The organism is Rhizobium sp. RCC_161_2 (assembly GCF_041355235.1).
Classification (GTDB): Bacteria; Pseudomonadota; Alphaproteobacteria; order Rhizobiales; family Rhizobiaceae; genus Rhizobium.
This window is the reverse complement of sequence record NZ_JBFUPL010000010.1, coordinates 18363-34716: the sequence shown is the minus strand read 5'-3', so window position 1 is coordinate 34716 and position 16354 is coordinate 18363. Positions and strand designations below refer to the sequence as shown.

Sequence of the window (16354 nt, the reverse complement as noted above, 5' to 3'; positions counted from 1 at the left end):
TTACCGGGGCAAGGTTCTTCCCCCGGAGGTTTTTACTTAAACCCGGCAACCCCATGCGGAACATAGGGCGATTCCAGCGACTCGATCTCTTCCGGCGTCAGTTTGACGGCCAGCGAGGCGATGGCGTCCGCGATGTGGCCGGGCTTGGAGGCGCCGATGATCGGGGCGGTGACGGCGCTTTTCTGCAGGATCCAGGCGGTAGCGACCTGGGCGCGGGCAATGCCGCGGGCCTTGGCGATGGTGCCGACGGCCTCGACGACCTTGCGGTCGGATTCGAGCGCCTGGGTGTAGAGTGTCTTGCCGAATTCGTCACTTTCCGTGCGTGCCGTCGCCTCGTCCCAGTCGCGGGTGAGGCGGCCGCGGGCCAGCGGGCTCCAGGGGATGACGGCGATCTTCTGATCTTCGCAGAAGGGCAGCATTTCGCGCTCTTCCTCGCGATAGAGCAGGTTCAGGTGGTCCTGCATGCTAACGAATTCGGTCCAGCCATTGAGGCGCGAGGTATAGATCGCCTTGGCGAACTGCCAAGCATACATCGAGGAGGCGCCGATATAGCGGGCCTTGCCGGCCTTGACGACATCATGCAGCGCTTCCAGCGTTTCCTCGATCGGCGTCGTGTAGTCCCAGCGATGGATCTGGTAGAGGTCGACATAGTCGGTGCCGAGGCGGCGCAGGCTGTTGTCGATCTCATCGAAAATCGCCTTGCGCGACAGGCCGGCGCCGTTCGGGCCGGGGCGCATGCGATTGAATACTTTCGTTGCCAGCACGATGTCTTCGCGGCGGGAGAAATCCTTGATGGCGCGGCCGACGATCTCCTCCGATGAGCCGTTGGAATAGGTGTTCGCGGTGTCGAGGAAATTGATGCCGGCCTCGATCGCCTGCCGGAGCAGCGGGCGGCTTTCCTCTTCCTTCAGCGACCAGGCGTGGGTACCCTTGTTGGGGTCGCCATAGGTCATGCAACCCAGGCAGATGCGGGACACCTCAAGACCGGTTTTGCCAAACTTCACGTATTCCATCGATCGTCTCCATCCTGTTCTGGATATCCGATAGGCAGGCGCTCCGCCGCCGCAATGGGGCAGAGTGGATGTACCATCATAATCAGACTAGCGGAGCAAAGCTCCGCCGATTAGCTCAATAATTCGCGATAGGCTTTGAAGCAGCACTAAACAAAGATGGCGCAGTTTGTGGGGATTGCCATACTGAGGCATTCAAACGCAGGCACTGGTTGTGTAACCATGGCGGTTCGAGCAGCCGGAGAGCTTCCATGCGTTTCATCCGATTCTTCCGGGACCGCCGCCCGCTTGCCGCCGGGATCATCGGCCTGGTCCTTGGGCCAGCCATGGTCATGGCCTATCTCGGCAAAGGGCGTATGGCCGTTGCCTATCTCCTGCTCTCCAATCTGGTGTTGCTTTTTGCAGCGTTCGCGATGCCTCAATTTACCCTGGCGGCAGCTGCAGTGATTGTGGTGCTGTGCTTCAATCTGCTTGGCTGCATCCATGGCTATCTGCTGGCGCGAAGAGGAGCAACCGATTGGCAATATCGCTGGTTCGCGCGCTGGTACAATGTTGCCTTGTTGTTCTGGCTGTTGCCGATCGTCGTAGCGCTCCTCATCCGTTCATTCGTAGCCGAGCCCTTTTCGATTCCTTCCGGCTCGATGATGCCGACGCTCATACCGAATGATTATGCCCTAGTGACGAAGTTCAACTATGGTTATGGCCGCTATTCTTTCCCATACAGGTCTGATTGGATACCGCTGAAAATGTTCGGCGCGAAGCCTGAGCGGGGGGATGCCGTTGTGCTGGCATATCCTCCCGAGCCGGAGATCACCTATGCCGAACGGATCATCGGGCTGCCCGGCGATCACATCCAGATGAAGGCCGGGACCGTCTTCATCAATGGACAGGCCGTGCCGCGCGATGCCGAGGGTACGATTACATCGACTTACAGCATGGAGCCGGGTGTGCTTCCCGTCTTTGGCGAGGTGCTGGACAATGGCGCCCGCTACCAGACGCTCGATACCTCACCGAATTCACGAGGCGACAATACCGATGAATACATCGTGCCCGAGGGGCATTATTTTGTCATGGGCGACAATCGCGATAATTCCAACGATAGCCGCTTCGATGTTGGCTTCGTGCCGGAGGCGAATATTTATGGCAAGTTCTGGCTATTGTTTCACCGCGACGGGACGAAGACCGGCTGGTCGCTTGTGCATTAGGCGAGCAGCTGCGTTCGGTGGAGGTTGGGCTATCCCAATTGTTTTCTTGAATAGCCCGCTCGGGAAGTGTTAGCTGCACTGCAACATTTTTCCGGAATTCCGCATGAAACTGCCCCCGCACGACACCTATGAGGTCCTTTACCGTGATTTTCGCTGGGAGATTCCGGCGAAATTCAATATCGGGCGTGCCGTCTGCGACGATTGGGCCGAGCGGGAGCCGGATCGGATCTGCCTCGAACATTTCAGCCCCGACGGCCATCATCTCACCCTGACCTATGGCGCGCTGCGCGATCGGTCCGCCGCCTTCGCCAACGCCCTGACGGCGCTTGGTGTCGAGCGGGGCGATCGGGTGGCGTTGCTCCTGCCGCAGGGTTTCGAGACGGTTGTCGCGCATGTGGCGATCTACAAGATGGGGGCCATCGCCCTGCCGCTGGCTCTGCTGTTCGGCGCGGAAGCGCTGGAATATCGGCTGAAGGTCGCGGGTACTTCGGCAATCGTCACCAATCGCTTCGGGCTTGAGCGGCTGCGGCCGATCCGCGACCGCCTGCCGGAACTGGCGCATGTGATCAGCATCGATGGCGGCGAGGAGGGTGTGGCCGGTTTTGCCGAGCTCGTTGCCGAACATCCGCCGCTCTTCAAGGTCGCCGATACCGGCCCGGACGATCCGGCGCTCATGATCTTCACCTCCGGTACGACGGGGCCGCCGAAGGGCGCGTTGCATGGCCATCGTGTTCTGCCGGGGCATATTCCCGGCATGCAGTTTGCCCATGAGGGTTTTCCGCAATCAGGCGACAAGCTCTGGACGCCGTCGGACTGGGCCTGGGCGGGCGGTTTGCTCAACGCGCTGCTGCCGAGCCTGATGCTCGGTGTGCCCGTCGTTTCCTCGCTGGCGCAGAAATTTGACGCGCATACGGCTTTCCGCATCATGGCCGAGATGGGCGTGCGCAATGCCTTTATCCCGCCGACAGCGCTGCGGTTGCTGAAGTCGATCGAAAATCCCCGCGCCACTTATGACCTCAAGCTGCGCACCATCGGTTCGGCCGGCGAGGCGCTCGGGCGCGAGACCTATGAATGGGCGCGGTCGGCCCTCGGTGTCACCGTCAACGAATTCTTCGGCCAGACCGAGTGCAATTTCGTACTGTCCTCCAGCGCCGCTTTCGGCGTCAGCCGTGGCGGGGCGACCGGCAAGCCGGTGCCCGGCCATCGAGTTGCGATCGTCGATGCCGAGGGCAGGGAGATGCCGGTGGGCGAGAGCGGGCAGATCGCCATAGAGCGGCCCGATCCGGTGATGTTCCTCGGCTATTGGCAGGACGAGAAGGCAACGGCGGCGAAGTTTGCCGGCGACTGGATGCTGACCGGCGATCTCGGCCGGCAGGATGCGGAGGGCTATATCTCCTTCATCGGCCGCGACGACGATGTCATCACTTCGTCGGGCTATCGCATTGGCCCCAGCGAGATCGAGGATTGCCTCGGCGGTCATCCGGCCGTGCAACTGGCGGCCGCCGTCGGCAAGCCGGATGCCGTGCGTACCGAGATCGTCAAGGCCTATGTGGTGCTGGTTCCAGGTCACGCGCCGAGCGAAGCGCTGGCCTCTGAAATCCGCGACTGGGTGAAGACCCGCCTCTCCATGCATGAATATCCGCGCGAGATCGAGTTCGTCGATGAACTGCCGCTCACGACCTCGGGCAAGGTAATCCGCCGCTTCCTGCGCGACCGCGCCGCCGCCGAGACCGTTGATGCGAAAGAATAGAGCACTTCCAGGAAAAGTGCGTAGCGGTTTTCCGTCCGGAATTGCCTCAAAACAGTGAGATAGAGCGGCGAAGCGCTTCGCCGCTCTAACGCTTCGTCAGCGACAATATCTTCTGGCGCAGCAGCTTCGCCATGTTGCGGGTGCTGCGATACATGTGCAGCTGCGCCGCCACTTGCCGCACATCGCGGTCGCTATTCTGGGTCAGGCCGATGATCAGCGTGCCCATGTCCTCGCGCTCCTGCCAGAAGCGGCTCATGACGGGATGGTCTGGTGCCGCGCAGGAATCGGAGCGGACGATGTTGGCGTCGTCGAGATGCCATTCCGTCAATTCGCCCAGCAACAGCTTGCCCGGCGAATAGCGGGCATAGTCCTCGTTATAGGCGGTCTTCCAGGTGTAGGCTTCGCCGCCCATCATCAGCACGATCATCGAGGCGATGGCCCGGCCGTTGAGGTCGATGGTGTGAATACGCACGGCGTCGACGGCGGCGAGGTTGGAAACGGCTTCGCGGGCAAAGGCTGCGTGGTGACGGTCGGTCACCAGCGCACTGCGCTTCTTGCCCTTCCAGCCGCTTGCCTCCAGCGCCAGGAATTCCTCCATGCGCTGATGGATCTCGCGCGGCTGGCGGGCAACGGAGTAGACCACTTCGCCATGGCTTTCGAGCAGGCGCCATTGCCGGCGCATCTCGCGCAGATGCGCATTCGAGATCGTGCGCCTGAGATAGGCGAGCGCATCGTCGCTGCTGTGGAGCATCGGTCGCCGATAGGGATTGGCGACGGTCAGCGGCAGGTTGCGACCGATGGCGACGGCCTTTGCCATCTGTGCGAAACGGCCGTTCAGCCGGATATCCGGCAGCACCAGCATCGTCGGCAATTGCAGCTCGCGCTGGATCAGCGCCTCGAAGAGATTGTCGAGCGTTTCGCCGGCCTCCTCGGCATCCACCAGCGGCGTGCCGAGCGGACCGAAGGAATTCGACCAGACGCGGATGATCGAGGGGCCGATGGCAAAACCCGGCTTGTCGACGGTAAAGGGCATCAGTAGGCGCATGCGGCTGCGGGCGCCGCTCTGGTCGCGCATCAGCGCGAGGCGGATGTGCCGATCCTCGAGGCGCGGCATGGCCGGCGCCAGGAAGCGGCCGGAGAAGAAGACATTCGGCTCCATCGCGCGGTTGGAAAGGAAATCCAGCTCGTCCTGCAGCTCATAGCCGAGTTTGCCGGGATAGAGGCAGAGTTCGCGGCCGGTCCGGCCGACCTCGACGCGGGCCTCGGCCTTGGGCGGCTCGAAATGCAGCGCCGCAAGCGTATGCGTGAGCGCGTTCACTTGGCTGTCGGTGCTTTCGGTGAAGGGAGCGCGCGCCATGGTCAGAGTGCCCCGCTGGTTGCTGGTGTCATCGGTCTGCGGATGAGGGCGAAAAGCACGATACCGAGCGCGCGGCGCACGGCAATGTGCAGCAGCACGGCCTCGACCGCCATGGCGCTGGCCGTGGCGATGGCGGCGCCTTCTATCCCGAAATGCGGAATGAGCAGGAGGTTGAGGCCGATATTGGCGACGAGCGCTGCGGCGTAGAGATAGACGCAGAGCATCTGCCGGTCCGCCATCATCAACAGTATCTCCGCTGGTCCGACCAATGCCCTCACAAGAACCCCGGCAAGCAGAATGGCGATCACCACCTGTCCCTCGGTAAAGGCGGCGCCGAAGAGCGAAAGCAGGAATTGTCCGGCGGCGAGCACGGCAAGGCCGACGGCCAGTGCCGGAAAGAAGGTCCAGCGCGTGGCCTCGGTCGCGTAGGCTGCGAGCTTGGTCCGGTCATTCTCGGCGATGATGGCGGCAAAGCGCGGGCCGATGGCGGCCTTGACCGCGAAATAGACGAAATGCACCAGCGCCATGATCTTGGCGGCGGCGAAATAGACGGCGACTTGGCTAGGATCAAGGAAGATACCGACCACGACGACATCGGAATTGGTCAGCAGATAGCCGACGCCCTCGACCAGGAAGACCGGGAAGGCGACCGCGAGCCAGGCGTTGAACTCGATGGTTTTCGGGCCGTTCGGATAGTGACGGCGCAGGCGGAAGGTGACGGCGAGATATTGGCAGAGGACGGTCACGAATGCCGCCGTGAGTGCGGCCGTCATGGCGGTGACCGCATCATGCGCGGCGCCGAAAAGGATCGCGGCCAGCATGAAGAGCAGGATCAGTGTCGGGCGGATGAGGAAGGTCGGGCTCAGCGCCATGACCGGCCAGTGATTGGCGCGCGCCGTGCCGTCCAGCACGTCGCCGAGCGCGATCATCGGCACGGCGATGAGGCCGAGGAAGATCGGCATCACATAGTAGCTTTCCATCATGCCATTGAAGGCATGGAGTGCCGCTATGCCGACCAGCGCCAGTCCGCCGGCAACGGAGAGCACGAAGAGGCGCGCGGTGCGGTTTAGGCCGCGAATGGCGTCGTGATTGCCGCTGGCGTCATATTGCGGCAGGAAACGGATGATGGCAGTCGGGAAGCCGAGGCAGGCGAGATTGCCGAACAGGATCATCAGCACCCAGACGAAGACGAAGATACCGTATTCGAACCGTCCCATCATGCGGGCAAGCGCGATTTGCGAAACGAAGGCGAGGGCGGCGCCGGCGATGCGGATGGCGAAGGCAATGAGCGCCATGCGTTGGGAGATGGATTTTTCGTCAGTGCCGGTAAGAAGAGGGGCAAGCTTGCGCAAATATGGCGACAGCACAATCCGCAGCCCGGACGGCAGCATTCTCTCTGCTGTTTGAAAGACCGTCATGATCGTTACACAATACTTTAAATATGAGCCCAACCTCGCGATAGCTTTGGCAGAGGAGGGTTAAGAATCGGTTCTTATCGCGGGTAAAAATGACATGGTGAGCGGTGTGGTTGTTTACCAACCGCCAGTTGGAGGGAGCAGCGATCGGCAGCCACCTCTATTGGTAACCGCGCAAGAATCGGGTGGTCCGTGGTGGGCGCAGCGCACAGAGTCCATGGATCACCAGTGGAGGATCCAAATGCTCACGCTTTACGACTATCTGCCGTCACAGAACGGCTGGAAGGCCAGGCTCCTGTTTGGGCTGCTGAACATTCCATATCAGAGCCGCTTGGTGTCGATTTTTGAGGGTGGGGGTCGAACGGATGCCTTTCTCGATCTTAGCCCGGCAGGCGGCATTCCCGTTCTCGAACTGGAGGATGGGCGGGCGATCGCTGAATCAAACGCGATCCTTGCCTATCTCGCCGAAGGCACGCCATTTTTCCCGTCGGAGCGCTATCAACGCGCCAAGGTCATGCAGTGGCTGTTCTTCGAGCAATATCATGTCGAGCCGGTCATCGGTACATTGCGCTTCTGGACGTTGACGGGACGGCTCGAGCTAAATCAGGCCATGGTCGCCGCCAAACGCGCAGCCGGAGCCCGTGCTCTCGCCGCGCTGGAGCGTGGCCTTGCAGATACGCCGTTTCTTGTCGGCAATGAGTTTACGATCGCGGATATTGCGGTCTACGCCTATGGCCACCGAGCAGAGGATTGCGGCTTCACTCTCACCGACTATCCGGCGCTTGCCGCCTGGTTTGATCGCCTGCGGGGGATCATCGGTTCCGGCTATCCGATCTACCCATATAGCGACGATCCGCATTCCGCTGTCTGAGTATACTGGGTTTGCCGCTAGATTGGGTTATTCTCCGATCGCGGCATAGGCAAAATGCCGCCCGAAGGCGGCATTTTATCGATCGATCGATGGCTATGTCGTTACAGCCGATGCTGCGGACATCATCGCGTCATTGTGCGATTTTCTGAGGCGCAGCCTTGTCCGACACGAGCTGGCCGCCCTTGGCCCAGTGTTCGCGGGAAATCTCGCTGATCAGCACATCCACACTGTCCGTCGGGCAGACAAGCGTTTCAGCGGTAATCTGAGTGACCTTGCGGACGAAATCACGCTTTTGCTCGAGCGTTCGGCCGGGATGCATTTCGAGATGAATTGTCGGCATTGGAGAACTCCTGTTTCATCGCCGTCTCGACTTGAGATGGCTGAGGCAAGGGAACTATGACCGCTAGCCTGCCTCCGATAAACGTGCTCTATGTTCATTCATTTAGAACCACTGGGTTTATAATATGGATAAATTATCCGGCATGACCATGTTCGTGCGGGTGGTCGAGCACGGCAGCTTTAGCGCCGCGGCCGACGCTGCCGGCGTGTCGCCGACCATGGCGGGCAAGCAAATTCGGGCAATAGAGGCAAGCTTGGGAGCTCGCCTGCTGCACCGGACCACCCGGCGGCAGCAGCTAACCGAAATCGGTCGCCTGTATTACGAGCGCTGCAAGCAAGTGTTGGCCGACGTGCAGCTGGCTGATGCAAGCGCGAGCGAATTGCAAGCCGAGCCTCGCGGTCTCCTGCGCATCGCCTCCCCCGTCACGTTCGGAAGTCATCGCCTGATGCCGGCACTGTCCGACTATCTGGCCATGTATCCAGCCGTGAGCGTCGACGTCATGCTGGACAACGGGGTGCCGGACCTGTCGCGGGAAGGGTGTGAACTTGCAATCAGGATAGGCAATGTCACAGAGGTTGATCTGGTGGCACGTCCTCTCCAGCCATATCGAAGAATAATGGCCGCCTCCGCGTCCTATCTAGAGCGGCGGGGTACGCCGGTACATCCCAAGGATCTCTCAGCGCATGACTGTCTCGGCCTCTCCTATTGGCGCCGCCGGGACCAGTGGTACTTGTTCGGCCCGGATGGCGAGTGGCGGTCGGACGTGAGCGGGCGATTGTCCGCCGACAATGGTGATGCACTGCGCGTAGCAGCCTTGAACGGAGCGGGTATCGTTCTTCAGCCGGAAGTCATGCTTGCTGATGATCTCGCCAGAGGCCGCCTTGTTCAGGTTCTGCCTGAATGGACACCCGTCGCCTCGCCGATGTACCTGCTATATGCCGTGGACCGTCGGCCGACCGCGAAACTGCGCAGCATGATCGATTTCCTGCTAAAACGCTTTGGCGCTTCTGCCGAATAGCGATCCCCCTGCATGTCGCTCGGGAGTTTCGGGCGAGGAATGCCAATCTGCATCGCGCATAAAAAATGCCGCCCTGAAGGCGGCATTTTGATTGTTGCCAAGAGATTGCGAAGCCTCAAACCACTTCGTTGTTCTCGAATGCCCCGTGGCAATGCTTGTATTTCTTGCCGGAGCCGCAAGGGCAGGCCTCGTTGCGGCCGATGCGGCCCCAGGTCGCCGGGTTCTGCGGGTCGCGGCTTTCCGGGGAGACGATGGTTTCGCTGACGAGGCTGAGCGGCGCAAACTCGTCTTGGCCGGTGGTGGCGTCGATATGGCTTCCGTGCATCGCGGGGGGCTGCGGCTCGGCCGGCTGCTGCACCAGTTCGACGCGCGAAAGCTGCGCGGTGACGGCCTGGCGAAGATTGTTCAACAGAGCCTGGAAGAGCTCGAAGGCTTCGGCCTTGTATTCCTGCAGCGGATCGCGCTGGGCGTAGCCGCGGAAGCCGATGACGGAGCGCAGGTGGTCGAGGTTGACGATGTGCTCGCGCCAGAGATTGTCCAGCGTCTGCAACACGATAGAGCGCTCGACATAGGTCATGATCTCGGGGCCGAAGCGCTCGGCCTTCTCGGCGGCGGCCTTTTCTGCAGCTTCCGTCAGGCGGGCGCGGATGTCGTCCTCGGCAATGCCCTCTTCCTTGACCCAATCGTGGATCGGCAGGTCCAGGTCGAAGAAGTTGGCGACGGCGGTCTTCAGGCCGTCCGCATCCCACTGCTCGGCATAGGCGCGCTCCGGAATGTGCTTAGAAACCAGATCCTCGATGACGTCGTGACGCATGTCGCCGACGGTCTCGGTGAGATCGGTCGCATCCATCAGCTCGACGCGCTGCTCGAAGATGACCTTGCGCTGATCGTTCAGCACGTCGTCATACTTCAGAACGTTCTTGCGGATGTCGAAGTTGCGAGCTTCGACCTTCTTCTGGGCGCGCTCGAGAGCCTTGTTGATCCAGGGATGGACGATGGCTTCGCCTTCCTTGAGGCCGAGCTTCTGCAGCATGCCGTCCATGCGGTCGGAGCCGAAGATGCGCATCAGGTCGTCCTGGAGCGACAGGTAGAATTTCGAGCGGCCGGGGTCGCCCTGACGGCCGGAACGGCCGCGCAGCTGGTTGTCGATACGGCGGCTTTCATGGCGTTCGCTGGCGATGACATAGAGGCCACCGGCAGCGATCGACCGCTGCTTGAGCACCTGGATTTCCTCGGCGATCCGCGCGATCGCAGCATCGCGTTCGGGACCGGGCTCTACGTCATGCAGGTCGCGTTCGACGCGCATTTCGAGGTTGCCGCCGAGCTGGATGTCGGTGCCGCGGCCGGCCATGTTAGTGGCGATCGTCACTGCGCCGGGAACGCCGGCCTGGGCGACGATATAGGCTTCCTGCTCATGGTAGCGGGCGTTCAGGACCTGGAAGTTGGTGAAGCCCTGCTTGCGCATCAGCTCAGCGAGAAGTTCCGACTTTTCGATCGAGGTGGTGCCGACAAGCACCGGCTGGTCGCGCTTATGCGCCTCCAGGATCTCGGCGATGATCGCCTTGAACTTCTCTTCATGCGTACGATAGACCTCGTCGTCCTCGTCGATACGCTGGATCGGCAGGTTGGTCGGCACTTCGATGACGTCGAGGCCGTAGATGTTGCCGAATTCTTCGGCTTCCGTCGATGCCGTGCCGGTCATGCCGGCAAGCTTGCCGTACATGCGGAAGTAGTTCTGGAAGGTGATCTGCGCCAGCGTCTGGTTTTCCGGCTGGATCTGCACCCGTTCCTTGGCTTCCAGCGCCTGATGCTGGCCGTCCGAATAGCGCCGGCCCGGCATCATGCGGCCGGTGAATTCGTCGATGATGACGACCTCGTCGTTGCGGACGATATAGTCCTTGTCGCGCTGGAACAGCTTGTGGGCCTTGAGCGCGTTGTTGATGTGGTGGACGATCGCGACGTTTTCGACGTCGTAGAGCGATTCACCTTTCAGGAGACCTGCCTCGCGCAGCATGGTTTCCAGCTTCTCGGTGCCGTCTTCGGAGAAGTTGGCCGACCGCTGCTTTTCGTCGATCTCGTAGTCTTCCTTCGACAGGCGCGGAATAAAGGCGTCGATGGTAATGTAGAGATCGGAGCGGTCGTCGAGCGGGCCGGAGATGATCAGCGGCGTGCGCGCTTCGTCGACCAGGATCGAGTCCACTTCGTCGACGATCGCGAAATTGTGACCACGCTGCACCATCTGGCCGCGGTCGTATTTCATATTGTCGCGCAGATAGTCGAAGCCAAGCTCATTGTTCGTGGCGTAGGTGATGTCGCAGGCATAGGCCTCGCGGCGCTCGTCATCCGACAGGCCGTGGACGATGACGCCGGTACGCATGCCAAGGAAGCCATAGAGGCGACCCATGGTGGCGCTGTCGCGCTGCGCCAGGTAGTCGTTGACGGTGACGACATGCACGCCCTTGCCGGCAAGCGCGTTCAGATAGACCGGCAGGGTCCCGACCAGCGTCTTGCCTTCGCCAGTCTTCATTTCAGCGATGGCGTTGGAATGCAGGATCATGCCGCCGATGAGCTGTACGTCAAAAGGTCGCATGCCGAGGACACGCCGCGAGGCTTCGCGCGCCACGGCAAAGGCTGGAACGAGGAGATCGTCGAGCGTCTTGCCGTCGGCGAGCTGCTGGCGGAACTCAACCGTCTTGGCGGCCAGGGCTTCGTCAGACAAGGCACGCATCTGCTCTTCGAGCGCGTTGATCGCAACGACATTCGGTTGGAACGACTTGACCCGGCGGTCGTTGGACGAGCCAAACAACTTGCGGGCAATTCCACCTAGGCTGACCATGTGACTGGTCCTTTCTGAGATTTCATCCTGTCGTTTTCTGCTTCATCCATCTCCGAAAAAAACGGGAGTTCAGCACAAAACGCCCGGAAACTGTTCTGGACGCGAGGTTGCGTGACAGATAAGAGGGGGGTCGATTGATGTCAACGGGAATTGGCCGATACAGAAAGGCCACATTCTCCTGCTGAAGGCTTTTTTCCTGCCGGATTCACAGCTTCGAGCCGGTCGAGACCACCGAAAGGTTATTTTATGTTGAACTACAATAAACTTGCCGCGGTTGCTTTCGCAACATTCGTTACCTTGCATGCGCCGGTTTTCGCCGATGATGCGAAGGATCCGGTTGTCGCTAAGGTCGGCGATGTCGAAATCCATCAATCCGAACTCGATCTCGCGATCGCCAACCTCGACCCGCAGCTTGGCCAGCTTCCGGACGACCAGAAGAAGGTCGCCGCCCTTTCGGCTTCGATCGACGTGAAGCTGCTCGCCAAGACCGCCGCCGCCGAAAAGCTCGACCAGACGCCGGACTTCCAGTCGCATATGGCCTATCTGCGCGACCGCGAGCTGCACAATGCCTATTTCAAGGCCCATGTCGCCGACGCCATCACCGACGATGAAGTCAAGGCTCGCTACGACAAGGAAGTCGCAGCCCTGCCGAAGCAGGAAGAAGTTCATGCCCGCCACATCCTGGTGAAGACCGAGGACGAAGCCAAGGCGATCATCAAGGAACTTGACGCCGGCAAGGATTTCGCCACGCTCGCCAAGGAAAAGTCCACCGACCCGAACAAGGCCGACGGCGGTGATCTCGGCTATTTCGCCCATGGCCGCATGGTCAAGGAATTCGAAGACGCAGCCTTCGCGCTGCCGGTCGGCACCTACACCAAGACCCCGGTCAAGAGCGATTTCGGCTGGCACGTCATCAAGGTCGAAGACAAGCGCGTTGCTCCGCCACCGCCGTTCGACCAGGTGAAGGATCAGGTTCGTCAGCTCGTCATGCGCGACAAGTATCTTGAGCTTCTGAACAAGGCCAAGCAGGACACCAAGGTCGCGATCAGCGATCCGGCGCTCAGCAAGGCCTATGAAGATGCGCAGAAGCAGCAGGATGCAGCACCGGCGGAAGACGCCATTTCGCCTGATGCCCAGCCGCAGCAGTAAGTCATAGCAGTCACAACCATCTGGGCCCGGTTTTTCCGGGCCCTTCACTATCAGGTGGCCTCATGTCCGGTTCCGTCTCTCCGCTTGCTCCCAAATCCTTCGTTGCCATGCCGGCTTTGCGCGGCGTACGCATGATCACGGCATCCGCCGGTATCAAGTACAAGAACCGGACCGATGTCCTGCTTATGGTGTTCGACAAGCCGGCCGCCGTCGCGGGTGTATTCACCCGCTCGAAGTGCCCGTCGGCTCCCGTCGATTTCTGCCGATCGAATCTTTCGCACGGCATCGCTCGCGCCGTCGTTGTCAATTCCGGCAATGCCAATGCCTTTACCGGCCTCAAGGGTCGCCAAGCGACCGAGCTGACCGCCAAGTCGGCGGCTGCCGCCGTCGGCTGCGGCGAGAACGAAGTTTATCTCGCCTCGACCGGCGTCATCGGCGAGCCGCTCGACGCGACCAAATTTGCCGGCGTGCTCGACACGATGGCGAAGGATGCCACCGCCGACTTCTGGTTCGAGGCTGCCAAGGCGATCATGACCACGGATACCTATCCGAAGGTCGCCACCCGCAGCACCGAGATCGATGGCGTCAAGGTTACCATCAACGGCATTGCCAAGGGCGCCGGCATGATCGCGCCTGACATGGCGACCATGCTGTCCTTCGTCGTCACCGATGCCGACATTTCCGCTTCCGCCCTGCAGGCGCTGCTCTCGGACGGCGTCGGCCCGAGCTTCAATTCGATGACGATCGACAGCGATACGTCGACCTCGGACACGCTGATGCTGTTTGCCACGGGTGCTGCCGCTGCCGATGGCCAGGCGCATATCGAGCACGCAGACGATCCGAAGCTTGCCGGCTTCCGCGCGGCTCTGAACGAGCTCCTCAAGGACCTCGCCATTCAGGTCGTCCGCGATGGCGAGGGCGCCACCAAGATGCTGGAGATCACGGTCACCGGCGCCGAGAGTGACGCTAGCGCCAAGCGCATTGCACTCTCGATCGCCAATTCGCCGCTGGTCAAGACGGCTGCCGCCGGCGAGGACGCCAATTGGGGCCGCGTGGTCATGGCTGTCGGTAAGGCCGGCGAAGTGGCCGACCGCGACAAGCTTGCCATCTGGTTCGGCGATGTCCGCGTTGCCGTCAACGGTGAGCGCGACGCCGGCTATTCCGAAGAAGCCGCTTCCAACGTGATGAAGCGGCAGGATATTCCCGTGAAAGTCGACCTTGGTATCGGCAATGGCCGGGCAACGGTCTGGACCTGCGACCTCACCAAGGAATATGTTGCCATCAATGGCGACTACCGGAGCTGATATTGAACTGATGCATGCGCTGTCCACGATGAACAAACTGCCTTTGGTGCGCAGGCTGGAAGCTGTTGGTTTCCGGGCCTGGCCTGCCTCTTCCGTGCAGTATGATGGTAGCTGGCAGGTGCGGCTGACGGCGGGCCATCCGTCGAAGCGGCTGAATTGCGTCGTGCCGCTCGATCCCTCCGATCATCGTGATCTGGAGATCCGGCTGACGAAGGCGCAGCGCAAGTTCGAAGCCTATGGCCGGCTGATGGTGGTGCGTGAAACGCCGCTGGCCTCGTCGATGCTGATCGAGCTGTTGCAGCGCCAGGGCTGGATACGGTTCGAAGAGACCATCGTCATGATCGCCGATCTCATCGATCTCGAACTGCCGGATGCGCTGGACCATCTGCCGAGCCACGATGTCGGCCGCTACGTCGACGCCAGCCTGCTGGTCGATCGCGCCGATCCCGCGCTCAAGCCTGCCCTGGCGGAAGTGGTAAGCGGCATCAAGCCGCCATCGGGTCTTTTCGTCATCGAGAACGATGATGCCGGGCCGGTGGCGACGACGCTCTGCGTGCAGGATAACGATCTTGCCGGTATCCTGTCGGTCTCGGTCTCGGCTGAGCACCGGCGCAAGGGATTGGGCGTCGAGATTCTGACATCGGCGCTGCGCTGGGCGCGCATGCGCAGCGCGCGGACCGCATGGCTTCAGGTCGGCGCCTCGAACGACCCGGCGCTGGCGCTTTATGCCCGTTTCGGTTTCCGCGAGGCCTATCGTTATTGTTACTGGCGTTCCCCGGGGGAAGCATGAGCGAAGCCGGCCGCAAGATCATCCTCGTTGCCGCCTGTGCGCTGATCGATACCGATGGCCGCATTCTTCTGGCGCAACGGCCGGAAGGCAAATCGCTGGCCGGCCTCTGGGAGTTTCCCGGCGGCAAGGTCGAGCCCGGCGAAACGCCGGAGGAAACGCTGATCCGCGAGCTCGAGGAAGAGCTCGGCATCCAGACGAAGATCGCCTGCCTCGCGCCGCTGACCTTTGCCAGCCATACCTACGAGACCTTCCATCTGCTGATGCCGCTTTATATATGCCGGCGTTACGAGGGCATTCCGCATGGCCGCGAAGGTCAGGCGATCAAATGGGTACGGCCTCAGGCCCTGCGCGACTACCCGATGCCGCCGGCCGACGAGCCGTTGATCCCATTTCTGCAGGATTTGCTGTAGTCTTAAGAGACGCCCGAATTATCGCCGCCGAGATCAATGGCGAAAGCCGCACATGCGTGCCCGAGGCGTGATTGTGTCGTCGGCGCCGCGATATGTTTCCTCCGGCTGACTCTTTATTGCAATGAGCGTGCCGGAAAACGACGCCCGCTAAACATGGTTAATTGCCATTAATCATTTGATATCAATTATTTAACGTTCGTCAAGCGCTGTCCCGCGACTCAACACAGATCTATTTCACCTGTGGATATTAAGGGATCGTTTATGACCTTCTGGCATTCAATGGACGCAATCAAGCAGTTGGTGTTTGCGTTAAAGAAGGCTTGACATGATGGACGACGATTTCTGGAAAGCTGTTCAGGAAAAAGAGCAGTCCTATTCCACGTCGCGTAGGACGGGCGCGTTGAATATCGCTTTGCTGTTTGGCACGGCGGCGGTCGCGCTGTCGCTTATTCTGACGCCGATGCTGTCCGACAAGTCCAAGTCCAACGTGCTTGCCAGCGCGCCAGATCTCGACACTATGACCACAGGCTCCATTCCCCAAACCGAGAATGGCAAGCGCTACACTATCCGCCGCAGCGTGCTGCAGCAGCAGCCCGGTTCAGTCTGCATCGTCCAAGGCTATGGTGCCGACGGCGGCTGCTGATTGCTATAGAGGTTAAGCCTATCGGGTGCATGAACGCGCCGGATTCGCTCGTTTTCAGATGCTAGGAGCTTGAAACGTATGCGTTCCGTTCGGCGTTTTTTCAACGACATGACCGGTGCCACGGTCATCGAATATGGCCTGATTGTCGCCTTGATGTCGGTGGCGATCGTCAGCGGCTTTGGCGCTTTCGGCGGCAGCCTGACGTCCGTGTTCAACCTTGTTTCCAACACGCTTGGCGGTTCGACAAACTGAAGCG

At 60.8% G+C, this 16354-nt stretch carries 15 protein-coding genes; 10 read left to right on the top strand and 5 right to left on the bottom strand.

Features of this window, described 5'->3' with window-relative positions; all coding sequences use genetic code 11:
• Nucleotides 1-32: 32 nt before the first annotated feature.
• Entirely contained in the window at nt 33-1013 is a 981-nt protein-coding gene (locus AB6803_RS23595) for an aldo/keto reductase (RefSeq protein WP_371111176.1), read from the bottom strand.
• A 248-nt stretch (nt 1014-1261) separates the two neighbouring features.
• On the opposite strand from AB6803_RS23595, the gene lepB reads away from it, so the two are divergent.
• Together lepB and AB6803_RS23585 are read left to right on the top strand one after the other, a co-directional pair.
• Nucleotides 1262-2215 carry a signal peptidase I gene (lepB, locus tag AB6803_RS23590; protein WP_371111175.1) on the top strand — a complete coding sequence of 318 codons (954 nt, stop codon included), beginning with the start codon at nt 1262-1264 and terminating at the stop codon, nt 2213-2215.
• 103 nt (nt 2216-2318) lie between these two features.
• Nucleotides 2319-3965 (top strand): AMP-binding protein, encoded by a 1647-nt coding sequence (locus AB6803_RS23585; RefSeq protein WP_371111174.1) that lies wholly within the window; start codon nt 2319-2321, stop codon nt 3963-3965.
• 85 nt (nt 3966-4050) lie between these two features.
• Here the strand turns inward: AB6803_RS23585 and AB6803_RS23580 are convergent, their stop codons facing one another.
• Nucleotides 4051-5322, bottom strand: a complete 1272-nt coding sequence (locus AB6803_RS23580; RefSeq protein WP_371111173.1) for a GNAT family N-acetyltransferase — start codon at nt 5320-5322, stop codon at nt 4051-4053.
• A 2-nt stretch (nt 5323-5324) separates the two neighbouring features.
• Nucleotides 5325-6740 (bottom strand): polysaccharide biosynthesis C-terminal domain-containing protein, encoded by a 1416-nt coding sequence (locus AB6803_RS23575; protein WP_371111172.1) that lies wholly within the window; start codon nt 6738-6740, stop codon nt 5325-5327.
• A gap of 238 nt (nt 6741-6978) precedes the next feature.
• Between AB6803_RS23575 and AB6803_RS23570 the strand changes: the two genes are divergently transcribed.
• Nucleotides 6979-7608: a glutathione S-transferase family protein gene (locus AB6803_RS23570; RefSeq protein WP_371111171.1), complete on the top strand. Its 630-nt coding sequence runs from the start codon at nt 6979-6981 to the stop codon at nt 7606-7608.
• Nucleotides 7609-7738: 130 nt separating this feature from the next.
• Here AB6803_RS23570 and AB6803_RS23565 read toward each other — a convergent pair whose 3' ends face one another.
• Nucleotides 7739-7948, bottom strand: a complete 210-nt coding sequence (locus tag AB6803_RS23565) for a 4-oxalocrotonate tautomerase (protein ID WP_371111170.1) — start codon at nt 7946-7948, stop codon at nt 7739-7741.
• A gap of 124 nt (nt 7949-8072) precedes the next feature.
• On the opposite strand from AB6803_RS23565, the gene AB6803_RS23560 reads away from it, so the two are divergent.
• On the top strand, nt 8073-8966 hold the full coding sequence (locus AB6803_RS23560; RefSeq protein ID WP_371111169.1) for a LysR family transcriptional regulator: 894 nt from the start codon (nt 8073-8075) through the stop codon (nt 8964-8966).
• Between the two features lie 115 nt (nt 8967-9081).
• Here the strand turns inward: AB6803_RS23560 and secA are convergent, their stop codons facing one another.
• Nucleotides 9082-11802 carry a preprotein translocase subunit SecA gene (secA, locus tag AB6803_RS23555; RefSeq protein ID WP_371111168.1) on the bottom strand — a complete coding sequence of 907 codons (2721 nt, stop codon included), beginning with the start codon at nt 11800-11802 and terminating at the stop codon, nt 9082-9084.
• A gap of 246 nt (nt 11803-12048) precedes the next feature.
• Between secA and AB6803_RS23550 the strand changes: the two genes are divergently transcribed.
• The 6 genes from AB6803_RS23550 (at nt 12049) to AB6803_RS23525 (ending at nt 16350) form a co-directional block, all read left to right on the top strand.
• On the top strand, nt 12049-12951 hold the full coding sequence (locus AB6803_RS23550; protein WP_371111167.1) for a peptidylprolyl isomerase: 903 nt from the start codon (nt 12049-12051) through the stop codon (nt 12949-12951).
• 62 nt (nt 12952-13013) lie between these two features.
• Entirely contained in the window at nt 13014-14255 is a 1242-nt protein-coding gene (gene argJ, locus AB6803_RS23545) for a bifunctional glutamate N-acetyltransferase/amino-acid acetyltransferase ArgJ (RefSeq protein WP_371111166.1), read from the top strand.
• Nucleotides 14236-15045 (top strand): GNAT family N-acetyltransferase, encoded by an 810-nt coding sequence (locus AB6803_RS23540; protein WP_371111165.1) that lies wholly within the window; start codon nt 14236-14238, stop codon nt 15043-15045. The genes argJ and AB6803_RS23540 overlap by 20 nt, the downstream gene beginning before the upstream one ends.
• Nucleotides 15042-15455, top strand: a complete 414-nt coding sequence (gene mutT / locus AB6803_RS23535) for an 8-oxo-dGTP diphosphatase MutT (RefSeq protein WP_371111164.1) — start codon at nt 15042-15044, stop codon at nt 15453-15455. The genes AB6803_RS23540 and mutT overlap by 4 nt, the downstream gene beginning before the upstream one ends.
• Nucleotides 15456-15783: 328 nt before the next feature.
• The gene (locus tag AB6803_RS23530; protein ID WP_371111402.1) at nt 15784-16098 is read left to right on the top strand and encodes a hypothetical protein; all 315 of its coding nucleotides are present in this window, start codon (nt 15784-15786) and stop codon (nt 16096-16098) included.
• Between the two features lie 78 nt (nt 16099-16176).
• Nucleotides 16177-16350 (top strand): Flp family type IVb pilin, encoded by a 174-nt coding sequence (locus tag AB6803_RS23525; RefSeq protein ID WP_371111163.1) that lies wholly within the window; start codon nt 16177-16179, stop codon nt 16348-16350.
• Nucleotides 16351-16354 lie beyond the last annotated feature (4 nt).